Origin of the sequence: Chroococcidiopsis sp. CCNUC1 (assembly GCF_023546805.1) — a bacterium.
GTDB classification, from domain to species: Bacteria; Cyanobacteriota; Cyanobacteriia; order Cyanobacteriales; family Chroococcidiopsidaceae; genus Chroococcidiopsis; species Chroococcidiopsis thermalis.
Window position 1 is genome coordinate 181,941 of the sequence record NZ_CP097480.1, and the last position, 20,624, is coordinate 202,564.

Here is a 20,624-nt window from a genome sequence, read left to right on the forward strand (position 1 = left end):
AGAGGTGAAATAGAGACGTTCTCGCGAGCGTCTCTACGTGTTTGTCTGGGATAATATACCTCTTTGTTGCAAAACTGGACGGGCTGCTTGTCTGAGTTTAGGTAACTGTCTGGCAAATAATAGCGAGCCGATAATACAAAAACTTCCACCAATAAGTAAAGTATTGGTAGCACCAATACGATCGGCAGAAAATCCAGCAAATAAGTTACCAAATGGAACCATTCCTAAAAAGGACATGGTAAATAAACTCATGACTCGTCCGCGTTTATCATCTTCAACAATAGTTTGAATTACAGTGTTACTGGAGGAAATAGTCAGAATAGAACCAAGTCCAATTAACGCGGACATAAGGGTGGATAACCATAGCATTCTTGATAGGGAAAAAAAGATAATTCCCGTGCCGCAAAGTGCCGGAGCTAAAGCAATGATTTTGCCCAAACCGACAACTGTTTTGCGAGTGCTTAAATAAATTCCTCCGCCAATTGCTCCCACTCCCGAGGCTGCCATTAATAAGCCTAAAGTGCGCGCGTCTCCACCTAGAATTTTGGTAGCAAATATGGGAGCTAAGGTAATATAAGGCATTGCCATTAAACTAAATAAAGCTAGTAATAGCAAGGTCGAGCGGATTGGAGAAAAGTTGTAGGCGTAAACAAATCCTTCTTGTAATCTTTGCAATGGATTGGCGGTTGTAACGACTATTTTCTTTGGTTTTAAGCGCATTGCCATTAAAGCCGCAATGACAGCAATATAGCTTACACCATCAATTAAAAAACAGTAAGCAGCGCCAATTCTAGCAATCAAAATTCCCGCGATCGCAGGTCCAACTAACCGTCCGCCATTAACTAGAGAAGAATTCAACGCGATCGCACTGGCTAAATCGTCTCTCTTCTCGACCATTTCTGGCACAAATGCTTGTCTAGCCGGAGCATCTACAGCATTAATCACGCCTTGAAATAAACTCAAAATAATAAAATGCCAAATATGGATCGTGCCTGATAGCGCTAACACTGCTAGCACTAGAGACTGGATCATGGCTAATATTTGAGCAATAACTAAAATTTTATGTGTATTGAATCGGTCTACTAAAACTCCACCCCAAACGGCTAAAAAGAAGCTGGGAATTTGACTTGAAAATCCCACAATGCCTAACATCAGCGCTGAATTTGTGAGTTTGTACACAAGCCAAATTGTTGCCGTTTGCGTCATCCACGTACCAATTAATGAAACCCCTTGTCCAAAGAAAAATAAACGGTAGTTTCTCGATCTTAAAGCAGGTACGACCGCAATATTTGCAATTCTATTCATTTTTTATCTAGATTCAGGAAAGCACTTATTTATTAAATAAATACTTTGTTGCCTCGGAACACCATCCAGAGAACTATTGTTGAAACATAGGATTGGAGTATGTTGATACTAACAATTTCTCTGCTTCCAGCGATCGCTGTGTACGAGTAACAGTGGAGTTATGAGTTTTTAGGAAAGATTGGCGATCGCTTGGTCAATTAACCTGGAAAATAGTTGGCGTTCTTCCAGAGAAAAGCCTTGCATGGCTTGCTCCCTCAGATCTAAAGCGATTGGAGGTAGTATATTTTCTAGTTCTCGACCAGCACCCGTCAGCCAGATCCGCCAAATGCGGCGATCGCGAGGGTCGCGTTCTCTGCGGATCAGTCCTCGTTCTTCCATGCGATCGAGTACTCCCGTTAAAGTTCCTCCTACCTGCTGCAATTTCTCCCCAATACTACAAGTGGCTAAGCCATCTTCCTCCCACAAACAGCACAACACGACCCAGTGAAAGGGTGTCAGACCAAAGGGTTCGAGGCGTTCTTGAAATCTGCGGCTCCCCAACTGACCTAACAGCTTAATCCGGTAGCCAACGCTATACGGCGCTAAAATTTCTCGCAATGGCTCGGCAATTTTTCGTTCGGTAGAAGTAGAAGGCATGTCGGGGATATTTCGCATACGTAATATTATTTTAGCTAAATTCTTTTGAGTTTGACAATCTGTCATAACTGTCTCTAAAAATGTAACCACAAAGCAAGCGGGTAATTTCGTATAGCAGAGTATGGATTGTTGCATTTATTTGTAGATCGTGCGTTTTGCTCGCACAAATATAACTTTCGGAGTATTTTTGTGACTAGGCTTAATTCGCTAGTCGTGCTGGTGTCAATACAGTTTAGATAAGACGATCCCCCCTAGCCCCCTTAAAAAGGGGGAATCATAGCCCCCTTTGTTAAGGGGGGTTGGAGGGATCTCCGAGGCTCAATGCTTTGAACTAAAATGTATTGCTGCTGGTGTGACAGGAACCGATTCCAGACCTACGGAAGATTTAGAGTAAGTCCAGAGTTCGGCGTAAGTTTACCTGGTGCAAAAAAAATACGTTATCGTGCGAGATGGAAAAAATCAAAATAGCGCGATCGCAGTTATTCGTCAGGGAATTATTGCTGAAAAGACAACTCTAGGATACAATTGCCCGAATTCAAACTTTTGATTATGATGCTCAGAAGTCAGAGTCACTAATGCCACGATCGCCAGATCGATCCCGTTAATTTATCCAGGTGCAGCCTTGCCAGAGCCTTTGCCAGAGTCTTTAAAAACCAGCTCCAAACAGAGCGATCGCGACAGACACTTTCGTACCGATCATCTCAATGCCGATCTCAAAAAGCGTTCTATACGCGGCGGAGCAGTGACGCTGGTAGCTCAAGCTTGCAAGTTTACCTTGCAAATGGGTTCTACAGTCATTTTAGCCCGCCTGCTAGCGCCGCAGGATTACGGTTTAGTCGGGATGGTGACTGCCGTAACGGGTTTTGTCGCCTTATTTAAAGATATGGGGTTGTCGATGGCAACCATCCAAAAGGCAGAAATTAACCACCGCCAGATTAGCAACCTGTTTTGGGTAAATATTTTTGTTAGCCTGTTACTCACTCTCGTAACTTGGGCGATCGCTCCCGTTGTCGCCGTATTTTACAACGAACCGCGTTTAACCTTAATTACCGTCGTTTCGGCAATTGGTTTTTTGTTTGGAGGCTTAACAGTCCAGCATCAAGCTTTGCTCAACCGCCAGATGCGATTTACGGCTTTGGCAGCAATTGATATTGTTGCTATGGGTTTTGGAGTCGTCAGCGCTCTAGTTTTAGCTTGGTATGGTGCGGGATATTGGGCATTGGTGGTCATGCAAATCGCGATCGCGATCGGTCAAATGGGAGGTGCGTGGTTGCTGTGTAGCTGGCGACCGAGTTTACCGAAACGACACGCTAATATTCGCGAATTATTGACTTTTGGCAGCCATCTCACGGGCTTCAACGTGATTAATTACTTTGCCCGCAACCTAGATAACATCTTAATCGGTCGGTCTTGGGTGCGGGACAATTAGGGCTGTATGCCAAAGCTTATGGCTTGTTGCTCTTACCATTGCAACAAATTAACGCGCCGATTACTGCGGTGGCAATCCCAAGCCTAAGTCGATTACAGGCAGACCCGCAGCAATTTCGCAACTACTACCTTAAAGCAGTCTCGCTGGTTACGTTTCTCACGTTACCTTTAGTTATCCTTTCGATCGCAATCTCTGAAGAAGTCGTGACGCTAATTCTCGGTTCTCAATGGCGAGAAGCTAGTTTTCTGTTTCGGTTTCTCGGTGTCGCCGCCATATTTCAACCGCTTTGCAATACGGCTGGTTGGTTGTACATTGCCACAGGCAAAACAGACCGGATGTTGAAATGGGGCGTGTTTGCTTCTAGTTTGACAGTGGTATCGTTCTTTATCGGTCTGCCTTATGGAGCGCGGGGAGTTGCTTTATGCTATGCCGTAGCGATGCTTTTACAAGTCTATCCTTGTATGTATTATGCGACTCGCGGTCTAGAAATTACGACGAGCGATTTGTTCTCGGCGATCGCCCAATCGCTTGTTGCTGCTCTGATCGCGGGGCTTGCCACAATAGGAATTAAATTTGCACTCAATCCGATTTTACCAGTGTGGGGCATCGCGATTGCTTGCACGTTAGTGATGGCAGGATTGTACGTCGCGATCGTGTTTTATTTGTTTGGCAAGAAATCTTTTTATCTGTCCTTCCTGCGAGAATTTAAACAACGACGATGAAAGTAGCGACACCTTCTCGGTATACTTACAAAGTTCAAGAACGGGGCGATCGCTTGCGTCCCAACCGCTTTCACTCCCGCTATGCAATTCTCAAATTGCTGCTAGAAAAATTGCAGTATCTAGTTGAATCTGAGTTGCTCGTACCGGGAGAAAAGTTACTCGATTACGGTTGTGGTAACAAGCCTTACGAATCTTTATTTAAACAAAAATTCGCTCGCTACATTGGGGCTGACTTTCCAGGTAACGATCGCGCCGAAATTGCGGTTGGTTGCCAAGGACAGCTACCAATTGCCGATGCAAGTATTGATTGCGTCCTCTCTTCTCAGGTTTTGGAACATGTAGAACAGCCTCAAGTCTATTTGAAGGAAGCTTATCGAGTTCTCAAGCCAGGTAGCGCTTTGGTGCTTTCAACTCACGGAATTTGGCGATATCACCCCGATCCTTGCGATTACTGGCGCTGGACGGCTGCTGGTTTGCAACGGGAAATCGTGCAAGCTGGGTTTGAGATTGTATCGGTGCAAAGTGTGTTTGGGATGGCATCTGCTGGATTGCAACTTTGGCAAGATGCTACAGAAGAGAAAATACCGGGTCGTTTGCGCAAATTCTACATTTGGTTGCTTCAACGGGCGATCGCTGGGATTGAATCGCGCCATCCCGAACGGTTATCTAACGATGCAGCAGTGTATATTATCCTTGCCAAAAAATCTAGAGGAGAGGAGAAGGTTTTCTCTTAACTGTAGCTTTTCTAGTGAAGAATTTTACTGTATTATTTTCAGCAAAAAAAGGAGAAATTCAAATCTATGGTGGTTAGTCCAGTTGAAACTTTCTACAACAATTTTTCTCCAACTTTTATTCGGGACTACGTTTACGGTAACGAACGGATCGATCGCCAGCTAGAGTTTTTTACAAAGGCAATTCATCCCGATACGGCAAGAATATTAGTTATTGGTTGTGGTTCGGGACAGGGGACTCATTTTATTGCTAAATGGATAGCAAAAAAAGCTCAAATTTTAGCAGTAGACATTAGTTCGGAAAATCTCCGTTTGGCTCGGAGTTTATTTAGTCATCCTCGCATTGAATATCGCCAAGTTAACGTGGTGACGGAAGCAATTGAAGGAAATTGGGATGCGATTGTTTTACCTGATGTTTACGAACATATTCCTCTAGCAGCAAGGGGAGATTTACATCGTAAATTCAACGCTTTGCTAAGTCCTCAAGGCAAAATTTTGTTTACGATTCCTAGTCCAGGAAAGCAAGCCGCACTCTACGCATCGGGAGAAGGTTTACAAGTCGTTGATGAAGTTGTCACACTAGAAGATTTGGTCGAAGTCGGAAAAGCCGTTGAAGGAACGCTGACCTATTGGAGTACAATTTCTGTATGGAATACAAACGATTATATCCACGCGGTTATCGAACGAGGAGCGGCAGAAATAGGGAGGATTGCTCAACAAGATTATTTACCAATTAAAGGGTTCAGTTCTCTGCGACAAAATATATCTTATCGTGGCTTAGTTGCCCTCACAAATCTACCTGGAATTGTTCGGGCTACAAGATGGTGGAAGCGCCAACGGGTACAAAAGTTAGTTGAGGGCGATCGCGCTTAGATAATAGAGTTGTTTCTACTTGGTTTTAGATGAAAATAGCCTTTGTCGTGCAGGAATTTCCAGCTTTGTCTGAAACCTTTATCCTGAATCAAATTTCAGGTTTAATCGATCTAGGACATGAGGTAGATATTTATGCCGTTCAGCCGCGATCGCAAGATTCAAAAGTGCATCCAGATGTGGAAAAATATGACTTGCGATCGCGGACTTTTTATGCTGCTAAAATGCCCGATAATCGCTGGCAACAATGGCTGAAAGGATTGGGGTTAATCGCAACTAATTTTCACAAAGCACCTCAGGCGATCGCGCGATTGCTCTATTCTGAATCTGTCAGAAAAGTTAGCCGACTCACGCTAATTTACGAGTTAACTCCTTGGCTAAAACGTAGTAGATCGTATGATATCATTCACTGTCATTTTGGAATGAATGGTGTTAAAGCAGCTGTATTAAAAGAAATCGGGGCAATTCAAGGACGATTGATTACCGTATTTCACGGATTTGATATCACTCTTTATCTTCAGCAAGTCGGCGATCGCGTTTACGATCGCTTGCTATCAACAGCAGATTTATTAATGCCAATTAGCAAGTTGTGGCAGCAAAAACTCATGGAGTTAGGTGGCGATGAAAAGAAAATTGTCGTTCACCACATGGGGATTGATTGCGAGCAATTTACCTTTCAACCACGTCAATACAGCGATCGCGTAGTGCGGGTAATTACTATTGCGCGTCTCGTCGAAAAAAAAGGCGTAGAATATGGAATTCGTGCTGTAGCAAAACTAGCAAAAGATTTTCCCCAAATAGAATATCAAATAGTAGGAGACGGCTGTTTAAAAGAAGAGTTACAGAGTCTAATTCAAGAACTTAAAGTAACCAATAAAGTGAAACTATTAGGTTGGAAACAACAGCAAGAAATTACCGAACTTCTCGCTCAAGCTCACATTTATATGGCTCCCAGCGTTACAAGTAGAAATGGCGATCGAGAAGGTATTCCAGTCTCTTTAATGGAAGCAATGGCTTGTGGAATGCCGATTTTGAGTACCATGCATAGCGGCATTCCCGAACTCGTCGAACATGGTAGATCGGGATTTTTAGTCCCAGAGCGAGATGCAGATGCTTTAGCTGAAAAATTGAGTTATCTACTAGAAAATCCCGAAATTTGGCAAGAAATGGGGGTAGTAGGTCGAGCCTGTGTGGAACAATACTACAATATCCATCGACTTAACGGACAACTCGTTGATGTCTATCAAAAACTATTAGGTGCTTGAGGACACAACATTTAGCTTTGAAGCAAGAGTAGCGAGAAAAACTTCTGAATCGCGATTAGATATAATTCACCCAGGAAGAAGCAGAGAAATAGCATGGCGGCGCTGACAAAGATTGTCTAGGTTTTATCGGAACAAAGTAATAAAATACACACAAAAAGATTTATGGCACTCGGACAACAAAGCTTCCTATTACCAGTTCCTACAGGCTCTTTACTCATACCTGAAACTGCGCCAGCCGCTACCTCAGATAGAGACTTTCAGACAAATAGAGGACAAAAAAGCTATTCGGTACGCTTTTCTCTGATAATACCAACATATAACGAAGGAAAAAACATTCGCGCGATCGTCAGCATTCTCACGAATTTGCTCGATCCAGTTTTGCCAGAAGATTATGAATTAATCGTCGTTGACGATGATAGCCCGGATCGGACGTGGGAAATTGCTCAGCGCTTAATGGTAGAGTACCCCCAATTGCGGGTGATGCGACGGACTACGGAAAAGGGACTTTCAACAGCTGTAGTGCGCGGTTGGCAAGCAGCCAATGGAGAGGTTTTAGGCGTAATTGATGGCGACCTACAACACCCACCGCAAGTTTTATTGAAACTCTTAGCTGCAATGAACGATGGTGCAGATTTAGCTGTAGCTAGTCGCCACATTGAAGGTGGGGGAGTGAGTAGCTGGAGTGCGGTACGTCGCTTTTTGTCAAGAGGCGCACAACTATTAGGTTTGGTAATCTTACCGCAAGTCGTGGGGCGCGTGTCTGACCCCATGAGCGGCTATTTTATGGTACAGCGACAAGCGATCGCCGGAGCAGCCCTCAGTCCTGTAGGCTACAAAATTTTGATTGAAGTTTTAGGACGGGGAGACATTAAAGAAATTGCCGAAGTTGGTTATGTTTTCCAAGAACGGCGCGAAGGCGAAAGTAAGGTTACGTGGAAGCAGTATGTAGACTACATCAAGCACTTGATCGGACTGCGAGTTTCGCGAGGACGGATCGGCAGAATTCGACAAAAAATTAATTTCCCGATTGGCAGATTTATCCGCTTCGGTGCGGTTGGTTTTAGCGGGGTATTTGTCGATATGGCAGTTTTATATCTCCTCCACGATCCGAGTGGATTGGGGTGGGGGTTGACGCGCAGTAAAGCGATCGCGGCGGAAGCTGCTATTATCAATAACTTTTTCTGGAACGATGCTTGGACGTTCAGCGATATGTCCCGACAGCAACGCGGTTGGCGCAAGCGGATCAAGCGGTTGTTGAAATTTAATATCGTCTGCTTGATGGGTTTAGTATTGAATATCCTATTATTGAATGTCCTGTACAACACTTTGCACGTCCACTATCAAATTGCCAATCTTCTCGCGATCGCGATCGTCACGTTCTGGAACTTCTGGATCAACCTCAAACTCAGCTGGCGCGTCACGGAAAGTGATAACTAGAGGCTAGAGGCTAGGTAAGAATAAGGGACAAGGGGGACAAGGGAGAGGGGGGAGACAAGGGGACAAGGGGGACAAGGGGGACAAGGGAGACTTCGCTAACTACCAACTACCAATTACCAATTACCAATTACCACTATTGCCATGTCTCGCCCAATTTACTTAGATTGCCACTCGACTACGCCGCTAGATGAAAGAGTTTTGCAGGCGATGTTGCCATATTTTCGGGAGCATTTTGGTAATCCATCGAGTAACAGCCACGCTTACGGCTGGGAAGCAGAGGCGGCGGTGAGACAAGCAAGGGAAATCTTGGCAGAGGCGATCGCGGCTACGCCAGAAGAAATTGTCTTTACGAGTGGAGCGACGGAAGCAAATAATTTAGCCATTAAAGGGGTGGCTGAGGCTTATTTTCAGAAAGGACGGCACATTATTACGCTAGCAACAGAGCATAATGCTGTTATCGACCCTAGCGAATATTTGCGATCGCTCGGTTTTGAAGTCACTTTTTTACCCGTGCAAATAGATGGGTTGATCGATCTAGAGAAATTAGAACAGGCTTTTCGTCCCGATACAATTTTAGTCTCGGTGATGGCAGCAAACAATGAAATTGGTGTATTGCAACCCTTGGCAGAGATTGGGAAAATGTGTCGCGATCGCCAAGTTTTATTTCATACTGATGCAGCGCAGGCGATCGGCAAAATTCCGCTCGACGTGCAGGCGATGCAGATCGATTTAATGTCGCTGACGGCGCACAAAGTTCATGGACCAAAAGGGATTGGTGCTTTGTACGTGCGACGGCGCAATCCTAGAGTCCAACTAGCACCACAGCTACACGGCGGCGGACAAGAACGGGGAATGCGTTCTGGGACTTTGTATACGCCGCAGATTGTTGGTTTTGGTCAAGCAGTCGCGATCGCTTTGGCAGAACGGGAGACAGAGGCAAAGCGCCAAATTCAATTGCGCGATCGGCTGTGGCAAAAGTTAAGCCAATTAGACGGGGTGTATTTAAACGGACATCCCAGCCAAAGGTTGCCTGGTAATTTAAACATTAGCGTCGAAGGAGTTGACGGTACTGCCCTACACTTGGGGTTACAGCCTGTTGTAGCGGTGTCTTCCGGCGCGGCTTGTTCTTCTGCCAAAACAGCCCCCTCTCACGTTTTACTCGCCTTGGGGCGCTTGGAAAAGCTAGCTTATGCCTCAATTCGATTTGGGATTGGGCGGTTTAATACTACAGAGGAGATCGATCGCGTAGCAGAACATGTTGTGGCGACAATCTCTAGCCTGCGGCGACAAAAGCAGTTATCAGCGATCGGCGATCGGTGAACAGTTAACAGTTATTGGTAAAGATGAATAGGAAAAAAAGACAAGCCACGGGCGATAATTGACTTCAAACTGTGGTGTGTTTGAACTTGGTGTGTTTGAACGTGGTGTGTTTGAACAATGGAAATGGATAGCGGACGACCTATCGGTGTAGATTTGTTTGCAGGTGTTGGTGGGATGACGCTTGGTTTTGAACAAGCAGGTTTTGATGTCCTGGCAGCTGTGGAAATCGATCCGATCCATTGTGCAACCCATCAGTTTAATTTTCCGTTTTGCAAGGTTTTATGTCAGAGTGTCACCGAGACTACAAGTACGGAAGTTAGAAGTTGTTCGGCAATAGGCGATCGCGATATTGATGTTGTATTCGGCGGTTCACCCTGTCAGGGATTTTCGTTAATCGGCAAACGCGCTTTGGACGATCCGCGTAATGCATTGGTACATCACTTTTTGCGATTGGTACTAGAGCTAAAACCAAAATATTTCGTATTTGAAAACGTACCAGGATTAACTATTGGCAATCATCGCCAATTTCTCTCAGAATTAATTGCAGCTTTTGGCGCTGGTGGATACGAAGTTAAAACAGATTATCGAGTTTTAAATGCGGCAAACTATGGTGTACCTCAAGATCGAGCCAGATTATTTCTGCTTGGCTGTCGTTACGGTTTACCTCTGCCTGAATATCCTCAACCGATAACGAAACCCTCGCTCTCTCGCAAGTCAAAATATATTTTAAATTTACCTCATTTAAAACCAACTCCCACAATTTGGGATGCCCTGTGCGACCTTCCAGTAGTAGAAATGTATCCGGAATTATTTCGGCAAGATTGGACGATCGTTGAGTACGGTAAACCCAGTCATTATAGTAGTAAAATGCGTAGTATTTTTGCTAACAATGATAACTATGCTGGCGATCGCCACTTCGATCTGCGCTTATTAACTTCTAGTTTGAGAACTCGACACGGTGACAATTCTATTGCTAGATTTGCTACTACCAATTGGGGGGAAGTAGAGCCAATCAGTCACTTTTATAAACTTGCACCTGAAGGTATTTGCAATACTTTAAGAGCTGGGACGGCGAGTAATTTGGGTGCTTTTACGTCACCCCGCCCGATTCATCCCTACAAGCCCAGATGTATTACTGTTAGAGAAGCTGCCCGATTGCATTCCTATCCCGACTGGTTTCGATTTCATCAGACGAAATGGCATGGTTTTCGCCAAGTGGGAAATTCTGTTCCACCGCTTTTAGCTCAAGCAATTGCTAGAGAAATTCTCCGCGTTTTAGGAGTAGTTCCAGTTAAACCAAAAGAAACACAACAACTGGGATGCGATCGCCTACTGCAACTCAATATGACTCAAGCAGCGCGAATTTACGGTGTAGCGGCAAATGCGATCGCGCCAAGGTTAAGACAGAAGCGAAGAGAATGAGTGTTGTTTTCGGTATTGTTGACTGGAATTGGTAGGCTATTTGTTTCGCGCTAGCCAAGAGTTATGCGCGATCGTGCCAGTCAAAAACTTTAAATTAAAAAAACTTTAAATAATGTCTCGGAATTCTGATAAAACTTAAAACAGAGGTGACTGAGAGCAGCAGTGATGGTGGCAGCAGCAGACTACCGCGAGATTGACATTGCCCCATTAATCGACCATACCTTGCTGATTCCAACGGCAACACCCGCCCAAGTGGAACAGTGGTGTATGGAAGCAGACAGATTTGGATTTGCCGCAGTATGTATCAACCCTGTCTACGTGCGGCAAGCAGCAGAACTACTCCACGGCAAAAAACCGAAAGTCTGTACGGTGATTGGCTTTCCTACCGGAGCCACGACATCAGCCGTGAAGTTATACGAAGCGCAAGAAGCAGCCGACAGCGGGGCAACTGAATTAGATGTCGTCATCAATTTGGGCTGGCTTAAAGCTGAGAAAACAGAAGCACTACACCGAGAAATAGCCGAAATTTGCGAAGAAACGGGGCAAACAGTCAAAGTTATTTTAGAAACTACCCTTCTGACAGAGGCAGAAAAACGACTTGCCGCAGATATATGTATGGATGCGGGGGCAGCGTTTCTCAAAACAAGTACGGGATGGAATGGGGGTGCAACAGTGGCGGATGTGCGCTTGCTCAAAGAAATTGCTAAGGAACGAGTCGGTATTAAGGCATCGGGAGGAATTCGCACTATAGACCAGGCAATAGAGCTAATATTGGCAGGGGCGACGCGATTGGGTACATCTCGCAGCGTCGATCTACTCCGCCAGCGCGATAACCTGGAAAAAGGCAGTTATCAGCGAACAGTTATCAGTGACTAGTGACTGGTGGCTAGTGAATAGAATTGCTCCCTTGTCTCTTTATCTCCTAACACCTAACTCTTTCCTAGATGAGTCGTACCTACAAAGCCACCGGAATTAATTTAAAGAGTATGCCTTTGGGCGAGGCGGATCGGTTGCTGACGATTTTGACTCAGGAGTTTGGTTTGATCCGAGCTGTTGCGCCTGGGGTGAGAAAGCAAAATTCCAAGATTGGTGGTAGAAGCGGGTTGTTTGTCGTCAACGAACTGTTGATTGCTCAGGGGCGATCGCTCGATAAAATTACTCAAGCTGAGACCATAGAGTCATACCCTGCTCTGAGTCAAGATTTAGGTAAGCTCGCAGCTAGCCAGTATTTGGCAGAAATGGCGATGTGTCAAGCTTTGAGCGAACAACCCCAAACTGAATTATTTTTCTTGCTCAACGAGCATCTCAAACGCCTAGAGCAATTGCCTAAATCTGCGGGATCTTCGACTTTAGCTCACTTATGCCATGCAGCGTTTCATCTGTTGGCTTTGGCAGGGGTTGCGCCTCAAGTTCAAGCTTGTTCTTTAACGGCAAATTCCCTGACTCCAGATTTTTCTACTCCTAACTGGCAAGTAGGATTTAGTACCTCAGCAGGGGGAACGGTAAATTTGTCTGCTTGGGAAAATGCCACGGCTATAGGCAAAAACAGCGATCGCAACAAATCTATAAAATCTGATGATGTTACTAATACCAATATTTTGCCACCCACGGGCAGAGTGGCAGAGGCGATGGGTACGGGTTATCGGGCGATCGCCCACAAACAAGAGAAACTCGTACTCGATCGGCGGATAAATGCCGCAGAACTAGCTTTATTGCAACAACTGTCTCAGGCTAATTTACCTGCGATCGCCGTTCTGGATCGCCATAACTGGCTGTCAATCGAACGCATTTTGCGTCAGTACGTACAGTATCACTTCGGTCGCCCCATTCGGTCAGCTGCCCTGATCGATAGTTATTTTGCTTCCCTGCCGAGTCCTTTAACAGAAGATCATGCAACCGTTTGATTTAGATACAAGAAATACCAAGCCATCCGCTTCTCAGGCTAATTCCCTCAGAAGTCAAGTTGGAGGTCACGCTGCTAATTCGCGGTCTACGCCATCTACGCCCAAATATCTATCTAGTAAAAAGCAAATATCTCATAATTCTGTAGCTGAAAGCACAAATATTCCAGAAAAAACATACACTCAAGAAAAAAGCGAATTTTCTATGGGAGAGGCAGACGACAAGCTGCCAAAAATAGAGCAGTTAAATGAAACTGTCAGAAATGGCGTAATGACAAAAATGCCAGCAAGTCAAGATAGCGCGATCGCCACGGAGTCGAGTGGCTCAAACGGCAGTTCTCAAGAGTATGGAGACGAGCCGCCATCAGATGAGTCACAAGGATTTTTGCCCGTTTTGCGCAACCGCAATTTTCTCTCTTTGTGGAGCGGTCAAGTCTTTTCTCAACTTGCCGATAAAGTTTATTTAGTGATGACGATCGCCATCATTTCCAGTCGTTTTCAAGCCAGCGATCAAAGTATCAGCGGGTGGGTTTCGGCGATTATGATGGCTTTTACCATCCCCGCAGTCTTATTTGGCTCAGTTGCAGGGGTATTTGTCGATCGATGGTCGAAAAAGATTGTACTTGTAGTGACAAACTTGCTACGGGGCGTTTTTGTGTTGTCAGTCCCATTTCTGCTGTGGTTCACGCAAGACTGGCATTCAATTTTTAATTTGCCCGTAGGCTTTGCAATTCTTTTAGGATTATCGTTTGCGATCTCGACACTGACACAGTTCTTTGCTCCAGCCGAACAAGCAGCAATTCCTTTAGTCGTGGAGCGAAGACACTTACTCTCAGCTAACTCGCTTTATACCACGACAATGATGGCTTTGGTGGTTGTGGGATTTGCGGTAGGAGAACCATTACTGGCGATCGCCGATACAATTACCGATCGGATTGGGATCGGTACGGGTATGGGTAAGGAAATCGTTGTTGGCGGGAGTTACGCGATCGCCGGACTGATTTTATTTCTTCTCAAAACTGGCGAGAGCCTACCCGATAGCGATCGAGAACCGCCCCACGTTTTGCAAGATCTACGTGATGGACTCAGCTATCTCAAACATAATCGTCGCGTCCGCAATGCCCTCCTCCAGCTAATCATTCTATTTTCCATCTTTGCCGCTCTAACCGTGCTTGCCGTGCGGCTAGCAGAAGTCATTCCAGGGTTAAAATCTTCTCAATTTGGCTTTTTGTTAGCGGCTGGCGGAGTTGGAATTGCCTCTGGTGCAACTCTCCTCGGTCAATTCGGTCAACGCTTTTCCCACGCTCAATTAAGTTTATGGGGTTCTGTGGGCGTAGCAGCCTCCTTAGTCGGTCTATCGATGTTCTCCCACCAACTGTGGTTTGCTTTAGCATTGATTGCGCTACTAGGGGCTTGTGCTGCCTTAGTAGCGATCCCCATGCAGACCACAATTCAAAAAGAGACTCCGCCTGACATGCATGGTAAAGTCTTTGGTCTCCAAAATAACGCCATCAATATTGCTTTGTCTCTACCGCTAGCACTGGCTGGTTTAGCAGAGACATTAATTGGTTTACAGGCAGTTTTTCTAAGTTTAGCCGTAATCGCGATCGCAGGAGGTCTCTTAACCTGGTATATTTGCCGTACAGAGACCCAGATTGTTAGTTAGTTATCAACGAGAGGCTTTGGGGGGAATTAAGGGAGCAGGGACGAGCTGGGAGCAGGGAGCAGGGGAAAGAGAGCTGAGGGAGCGATCGGGAGCTGAGGGAGCTGAGGGAGAGAATTGACTCACCACACCCCACACCCCACAACGCCAGTTGCTACAACGGGGGAAACCCCCGCACCGCAATGGCTCCCCCACATCCCATACCCCACACCCTACACCTCACACCCGACTCCCAACTCCCTAAGTCTCTTACTAGATCGGAAAATCGAGCCGCAACCGAATGCATATTGCCTGGATTGGAAAAAAATCACCCTTTTGTGGCAATGTTACTTACAGTCGAGAAGTTACTAATGCCTTGCTAGACCGAGGAAATCAGGTTAGTTTTCTTCACTTCACTCAAGAAGAAGAAGAAGCTAAGCGGGATAATTGGCCCGACTGCCCAGAAGTCCCTCTACCTTTCCTCTATAAGTCTCAAGTCTATACAATCCCGACTTTAGGGGCAACAAAGGTTTTAACTCAGTCGCTACGGGAGTTAAAACCAGATTTAGTTCATGCATCTTTAACGCTATCTCCCCTAGATTTCATCCTGCCAGAGATTTGCGAGGAGCTGAACCTACCCCTTATTGCAACTTTCCACACTCCCTATGCTGGTAAAGGGGCAAAACTCGTATCGGGTACTCAATTGCTGGCATATCAACTGTATGCTCCATTTTTAATCAACTACGATCGCGTTATCGTTTTTTCGGAAGTCCAGCGAGAGTTGTTTGCCAAAATGGGTTTGACTGCTGACAAAGTAGCAGTGATCCCCAACGGCGTAGACGTAGAGAAATATAGTCCTGGGACTTCACGTATCAAGCAAGAATTCCACGCCGAACGACTATTCGTCTATCAAGGTCGAATTGCTGCGGAAAAAAATATCGAAGCATTGCTTCGCGCCTGGAAGCAAGCGGATATGAAACCTAGTAGTAAATTGCTTATGGTAGGTGATGGTCCCCTTACCGCTTCTTTACGACCTTTCTACAGCGCAGAATTTGGCATTTACTGGTTAGGATATATTGCCGATGAAAATCGACGGTTGGAGATTTTGCGTGGTAGCGATGTGTTTGTTTTGCCGTCTTTGGTAGAGGGATTGTCAATTTCTTTGTTAGAGGCAATGGCTTGTGGTCTGGCATGTTTAGCTACAAATGTGGGTGCAGATGGGGAAGTGTTAGAGAATGGCGCTGGTGTAGTCCTCACTCCCAGGCGCGTCACGTCACAATTATCAACTCTGCTACCTTTGTTTCAAGATCATCCAGAACTTACCATCTTACTAGGGCAAAAAGCGCGACAGCGAGTATTAGAGCGCTATACCCTGAGTCAGAATATCGACCGGCTAGAGCAGCTTTATGACAGCGTATTGTCACAACGGCAAAGTTCAAAAATTTTCAGTTCTAAGTTTCGCGCTCGACTATAGATAAGACTATAGATAAATTGTAGAGGCGTTCCCGGGAACGCCTCTACAATTTATCTATTCAACCAACCAGCACTTAGAACTACTGTTAAACCTAAAAACGTCACTACCAATGCCCAAGTAACGCGGTTTAGGGTTGTTTCGGCGCTTTTGGTACTGCTAAATAACTGTGCCTGACCGCCGATTGCACCGATCCCATCACCTTTGGGACTGTGCAGTAATACCAAAACAATCAAACCCACGGCAGAGAATGCCCAGATAGCTTCAAGAACTGTAGTAACTGTCATAGTGCGAATTAGCTCGGATAGCGCAAAAAAAGTGTAGCTTACTTGCTTACTTATTTAACTTTACCAGCCCATTCTGACAGGAGTACGGGAAGATTGTACTTCATACATAGCTGGGGCGATTAAAGATTGACCAGTCATCTCTGCTGGTTGTGGCAGTTGCAAGATTTCTAGAATCGTCGGTGCGAGATCGGCAAGCTTGCCATCACTTCTGAGCGTTACTTCTGTACCGTAACCGGGGATCTTTGCTTTTTCACCTTCAATTAAAATGAAGGGGACTGGATTAGTCGTGTGTGCCGTCCAAGGATTTCCCTGTTCGTCGCGGAGGGATTCAGCATTACCGTGATCGGCTGTGACTAATGCCGTGCCTCCTACTTGAGCGATCGCCTCCAATAACCGTCCCAAGCATCGATCGACAGTTTCAACTGCTTCTACAGTCGCACCTATATCACCTGTATGACCTACCATATCAGGGTTGGCATAGTTCATGACTACCAGGGAGTAAACTTGTTGCTTTATTGCAGCGATCGCTACATCAGTCACCGCCTCAGCGGACATGGCTGGCGCTTTGTCGTAGGTCGCTACCATCGGACTCATCACCATTTCCCGATCTTCACCTGCAAATGGGTCTTCTAAGCCGCCATTGAAGAAGTAAGTGACATGGGCGTATTTTTCTGTCTCTGCGGTGCGAAACTGCTTGAGTCCATGCTGGGAGATGACTTCGCCTAAAATGTTATCGAGATTCTGCGGCTCAAAAGCGATGGGGACGGAAAGTTCGGAGTCGTATTGCGTAAACGTGAGAAATGATAAAGGCTCGATCTGCTGCCGTTCAAAGCCGTCAAAGTCTGGCTTGACAAAAGCATAAGTGAGCTGTCTGGCGCGATCGGGGCGAAAATTGTAAAAGACTACGCCATCACCTGGTTCTACCGCTCCCGGAGCGATGCGGGTAGGGATGACAAATTCATCAGTGACTCCCTCATCGTAGGAAGCTTGTAAGACCTCAACTGCCGATCGCCCGTCGCCTACACCGTCTTGAGTCATCACATCGTAAGCACGTTTAACGCGATCCCAACGGCGATCGCGATCCATTGCGTAGTAACGACCGCTTAGAGTGACGATCTGACCAACACCAATTGAATCTGCGTGTTCTTGAATCTGTTTGAGAGCTTCCATGCCTTCTGTAGGTGTTGTATCGCGTCCATCCGTAATTGCATGGATGCATACTTGAGCGATCTCTTGCGCCTTTGCTAAGTCTAGCAATCCTAACAAGTGGCTTAAATGAGAGTGTACCCCACCTTCCGAGCATAAGCCGATTAGGTGCAGTTTACCATTTCTGTTTTTGACTTCTCGGCATAACTGAGCGATCGCGGCGTTTTGTCCAATTGAACCATCTTCGACCGCGTCTGTAATTCTAACCAATTCTTGCGGTACAACTCGCCCTGCACCAATATTCAGGTGTCCGACTTCCGAGTTGCCCATTTGACCCTCTGGCAACCCTACTGCTTTGCCTGAAGTGCGAATTAGAGTTCTTGGATAGACTGCCCAGAGGCTATCCATTACAGGAGTTTTTGCAGATGAAATCGCGTTACCGTCTGCTGCCTCGCGATAACCCCATCCGTCTAATATCACTAGCACCACGGGAGCAACAGGTGCTTGGGTCATACGATGTTACCCTTTACTTTTGTTAACTCACCCGTCATGATACCACTACCGATCGTCTCTGCAAGGGTTTTTTTGCTGATTTTGTCATTTTCTCTACTATATCTTTCAGCTTTTCTAATGGGGATCGCCTTCTGGAAGGGGTGAGGAGTGAGGAGTGAGGAGTGAGGGAATTTTGGATTTTGGATTGTAATTCCGAATGCTCCCTTGTCTCCCTCGTCTCCCTTGTCTTTTTTTCTAACCCCTACTCCCTTTCTTAGCGGCAGCTTTAGCGGCTTTGGCAGCTTTTTTAGCAGCTTGCTCGGCAGCAATCGCAGCTTGTCTTTCCTGTTCTCGTTCTTCTGCTAATTTATTTTGGTAGTAATGGTAATCTCCCAAATAAACTCGAAATTCTCCATCGCGAATTTCAATAATTTTGTTGGCAACTTGAGAGATGAAGTAGCGATCGTGAGAAACGATCAGTACCGTACCATCGTAGTTTTGAATTGCTTCTTCCAGCATTTCTTTCGCTGGAATATCTAAATGATTTGTTGGCTCGTCTAAAATCAATAAATTTGCTGGACGTAACAGCATTTTTGCTAAGGCAAGACGGGCTTTTTCGCCTCCACTTAAGGCTGCAACTTTTTTAAATACCGTGTCCCCGCTAAATAAAAATCTTCCTAACAATGTGCGAACTTCTTCATTCGTCCAGTCGGGAACTTCATCATGGATTGTTTCCATGACGGTTTTGTTTAAATCTAAGGCTTCTGCTTGATTCTGCTCAAAATAGCTGGGAATCACGTTATGAGCGCCCAGTTCGACTACTCCTTCTGTCGGTTCCTCAATTCCCGTAATCAGACGCAGTAATGTAGATTTACCCGCACCATTGGGACCGAGAAAAGCAATGCGATCGCCTCTTTCTATTAAGAGGTTTCCACCTAAAAATAAGATTTTGTCGTCGTATATATGGGTTAAATCTTGAATTTTCACCACTTCTCGTCCGCTACGGGGTGCGGGTGGAAAGCGAAAATGCAGGGTTTTTAAGTCAGATATCGGTGCTTCGACACGCTCGATTTTATCTAATTGTTTTTCGCGGCTTTTTGCTTGTGTACTGCGAGTAGCACTAGCTCTGAATTTATCGACAAAGGCTTGCTGTTTGTCAAGTTCTTTCTGTTGCCGTTCGTATGCACTTTGTTGTGCTTCCTTAGCTTCAAATTTTTGTTGTAGATAAATCGAATAGTTACCTAAATATGTGGTGGAAACCCCTCTTTCAGTTTCGACAATTTGAGTGCAAAGACGATCGAGAAATTCGCGATCGTGAGAAACAATTACCATCGGTGTAATTAACCCTTTCAGGTAATTTTCCAACCACTCAATAGTTTCTAAATCTAAATGGTTAGTTGGCTCGTCTAGCAGTAATAAATCGGGCTTTTGTAGTAAAATCTTTCCCAAACTCATTCGCATCTGCCAACCGCCACTAAAAGCGCTGACAAGGCGATCGCCATCTCCTGGTTCAAATCCCAGCTCTGGCAAGATTTTATCGATTTGCGCCTCCAAGCTGTAACCATCCAAAGCTTCAAACTGGCGCTGGAAGCGATCCATTTGTCGCAGAAGTTTATCTAATTCTTCGGGTGTTGCGGTTTCTAACTGATGTTGTACGTTTGTCAAACTTTCATGAACTTCGTTTGCCTCAACAAAGGCACGCCAGAATTCTTCCTTTACAGTACGAGTTGGATCTACTTCAAATTCTTGGGTTAAGTATGCTATGTGTAAACTAGCAGGACGAATCACCTCTCCAGTGGTTGGCTCAATCTCTCCAGCAATTATTTTCAGTTGGGTAGACTTGCCTGCTCCGTTGACACCTACTAAACCGATGCGATCGCCTGCTTTGACTTCCCAATTCACATCTTTGAGGACTTCACCAGTAGGATAAATTTTACTAATGTGTTCCAGTCGCAGCATTCATTATCTCCAGGGGCGATCGCTTCATCGACATCGTAACAAAATTTAATGGCGAAATGTAGGGTACGTTCTTCAAGACAGGGGAAAGATTTTGAGAATCTTAATTTCTGGGTTGAAGTCACCTAAGATGACTAACATGATTGACGCGCAGCCCTCACACCTCTATATTGAATTATCTTCATTAGGCTGTTGGTACGCAAATTCGGTGCATCAAATTGATTCAAACAAGGAATAACAAATGAGCTTGTATGATGAGACAATTTCCAAAATTCTCCAACTGCCAGAACCGCTTGTTAAGGAAGTAAGTCATTTTGTAGACTCTTTGCGACTAGACAAAGATAACACTCGCTCGGCTTTATGGATGCAATCTACGGAAGCATTGAAAATTAGCACTTCAGATTTATCAGATTATTCAAGGAATCCAGAAGAGTACGAAACACGTTTGGCGCGGGGAGAGATTCAGCAGTAGTTTGTGGTTGGTTGGATGGGGAGGAGGCGATCGCTCTACTTGGGTTCGTGGTAGCGATCGGAATTTCCAATGTCAAATTTATTCGTGTTGGTAATAAATCAGTTAGGGCGCATAGATGTA

Annotated in this window: 19 protein-coding genes and 1 pseudogene; 15 read left to right on the forward strand and 5 right to left on the reverse strand. The window is 45.3% G+C overall.

The window, feature by feature from the left end:
• Nucleotides 1-33 precede the first annotated feature (33 nt).
• The gene (locus tag M5J74_RS00830) at nt 34-1,305 is read right to left on the reverse strand and encodes an MFS transporter (protein WP_127022859.1); all 1,272 of its coding nucleotides are present in this window, start codon (nt 1,303-1,305) and stop codon (nt 34-36) included.
• Nucleotides 1,306-1,473: 168 nt separating this feature from the next.
• Entirely contained in the window at nt 1,474-1,941 is a 468-nt protein-coding gene (locus M5J74_RS00835) for a MarR family winged helix-turn-helix transcriptional regulator (protein WP_041462686.1), read from the reverse strand.
• Between the two features lie 421 nt (nt 1,942-2,362).
• Between M5J74_RS00835 and M5J74_RS32440 the strand changes: the two genes are divergently transcribed.
• The 14 genes and pseudogenes from M5J74_RS32440 to M5J74_RS00890 all read left to right on the forward strand — a co-directional run bounded on the left by M5J74_RS32440 (nt 2,363) and on the right by M5J74_RS00890 (nt 16,154).
• Entirely contained in the window at nt 2,363-2,488 is a 126-nt protein-coding gene (locus M5J74_RS32440) for a hypothetical protein (protein WP_256498650.1), read from the forward strand.
• Nucleotides 2,489-2,722: 234 nt separating this feature from the next.
• Nucleotides 2,723-3,549 (forward strand): annotated as a pseudogene (locus tag M5J74_RS00840) (lipopolysaccharide biosynthesis protein); the annotation flags it as partial.
• Between the two features lie 24 nt (nt 3,550-3,573).
• Entirely contained in the window at nt 3,574-4,092 is a 519-nt protein-coding gene (locus M5J74_RS33195) for a polysaccharide biosynthesis C-terminal domain-containing protein (protein ID WP_371934102.1), read from the forward strand.
• The gene (locus M5J74_RS00845) at nt 4,089-4,826 is read left to right on the forward strand and encodes a class I SAM-dependent methyltransferase (RefSeq protein ID WP_250014983.1); all 738 of its coding nucleotides are present in this window, start codon (nt 4,089-4,091) and stop codon (nt 4,824-4,826) included. The genes M5J74_RS33195 and M5J74_RS00845 overlap by 4 nt, the downstream gene beginning before the upstream one ends.
• Nucleotides 4,827-4,892: 66 nt before the next feature.
• Nucleotides 4,893-5,696 (forward strand): bifunctional 2-polyprenyl-6-hydroxyphenol methylase/3-demethylubiquinol 3-O-methyltransferase UbiG, encoded by an 804-nt coding sequence (locus M5J74_RS00850; protein ID WP_250014985.1) that lies wholly within the window; start codon nt 4,893-4,895, stop codon nt 5,694-5,696.
• A 29-nt stretch (nt 5,697-5,725) separates the two neighbouring features.
• A complete protein-coding gene (locus tag M5J74_RS00855; protein WP_250014987.1) occupies nt 5,726-6,958 on the forward strand; it encodes a glycosyltransferase in 1,233 nt (410 codons plus the stop codon).
• Nucleotides 6,959-7,120: 162 nt separating this feature from the next.
• Nucleotides 7,121-8,395 (forward strand): glycosyltransferase, encoded by a 1,275-nt coding sequence (locus tag M5J74_RS00860; RefSeq protein ID WP_250014989.1) that lies wholly within the window; start codon nt 7,121-7,123, stop codon nt 8,393-8,395.
• 141 nt (nt 8,396-8,536) lie between these two features.
• Nucleotides 8,537-9,715, forward strand: a complete 1,179-nt coding sequence (locus tag M5J74_RS00865; protein ID WP_127022853.1) for a cysteine desulfurase family protein — start codon at nt 8,537-8,539, stop codon at nt 9,713-9,715.
• Nucleotides 9,716-9,832: 117 nt separating this feature from the next.
• Entirely contained in the window at nt 9,833-11,137 is a 1,305-nt protein-coding gene (locus tag M5J74_RS00870; RefSeq protein WP_250014990.1) for a DNA cytosine methyltransferase, read from the forward strand.
• Between the two features lie 165 nt (nt 11,138-11,302).
• Nucleotides 11,303-12,013 (forward strand): deoxyribose-phosphate aldolase, encoded by a 711-nt coding sequence (gene deoC, locus M5J74_RS00875; RefSeq protein ID WP_106166651.1) that lies wholly within the window; start codon nt 11,303-11,305, stop codon nt 12,011-12,013.
• A 68-nt stretch (nt 12,014-12,081) separates the two neighbouring features.
• Complete coding sequence (gene recO, locus M5J74_RS00880) at nt 12,082-13,041, forward strand: DNA repair protein RecO (protein WP_106166650.1); 960 nt, start codon at nt 12,082-12,084, stop codon at nt 13,039-13,041.
• Nucleotides 13,028-14,704 (forward strand): MFS transporter, encoded by a 1,677-nt coding sequence (locus M5J74_RS00885; protein WP_106218725.1) that lies wholly within the window; start codon nt 13,028-13,030, stop codon nt 14,702-14,704. Before recO ends, M5J74_RS00885 begins: the two co-directional genes overlap by 14 nt.
• Complete coding sequence (locus M5J74_RS32445) at nt 14,694-14,822, forward strand: hypothetical protein (protein WP_256498651.1); 129 nt, start codon at nt 14,694-14,696, stop codon at nt 14,820-14,822. The genes M5J74_RS00885 and M5J74_RS32445 overlap by 11 nt, the downstream gene beginning before the upstream one ends.
• 159 nt (nt 14,823-14,981) lie before the next feature.
• A complete protein-coding gene (locus tag M5J74_RS00890; RefSeq protein WP_015152267.1) occupies nt 14,982-16,154 on the forward strand; it encodes a glycosyltransferase family 4 protein in 1,173 nt (390 codons plus the stop codon).
• A gap of 50 nt (nt 16,155-16,204) precedes the next feature.
• On the opposite strand, the gene secG is transcribed toward M5J74_RS00890, so the two are convergent.
• The 3 genes from secG to M5J74_RS00905 form a co-directional block, all read right to left on the reverse strand.
• Nucleotides 16,205-16,438: a preprotein translocase subunit SecG gene (gene secG, locus M5J74_RS00895; protein WP_015152268.1), complete on the reverse strand. Its 234-nt coding sequence runs from the start codon at nt 16,436-16,438 to the stop codon at nt 16,205-16,207.
• A gap of 60 nt (nt 16,439-16,498) precedes the next feature.
• Nucleotides 16,499-18,097 (reverse strand): 2,3-bisphosphoglycerate-independent phosphoglycerate mutase, encoded by a 1,599-nt coding sequence (gene gpmI, locus M5J74_RS00900; protein WP_250014992.1) that lies wholly within the window; start codon nt 18,095-18,097, stop codon nt 16,499-16,501.
• Nucleotides 18,098-18,331: 234 nt separating this feature from the next.
• Nucleotides 18,332-20,035 carry an ABC-F family ATP-binding cassette domain-containing protein gene (locus tag M5J74_RS00905; protein ID WP_250014994.1) on the reverse strand — a complete coding sequence of 568 codons (1,704 nt, stop codon included), beginning with the start codon at nt 20,033-20,035 and terminating at the stop codon, nt 18,332-18,334.
• A gap of 238 nt (nt 20,036-20,273) precedes the next feature.
• On the opposite strand from M5J74_RS00905, the gene M5J74_RS00910 reads away from it, so the two are divergent.
• On the forward strand, nt 20,274-20,504 hold the full coding sequence (locus M5J74_RS00910; RefSeq protein WP_015152271.1) for a hypothetical protein: 231 nt from the start codon (nt 20,274-20,276) through the stop codon (nt 20,502-20,504).
• The last annotated feature ends 120 nt before the right edge of the window (nt 20,505-20,624 follow it).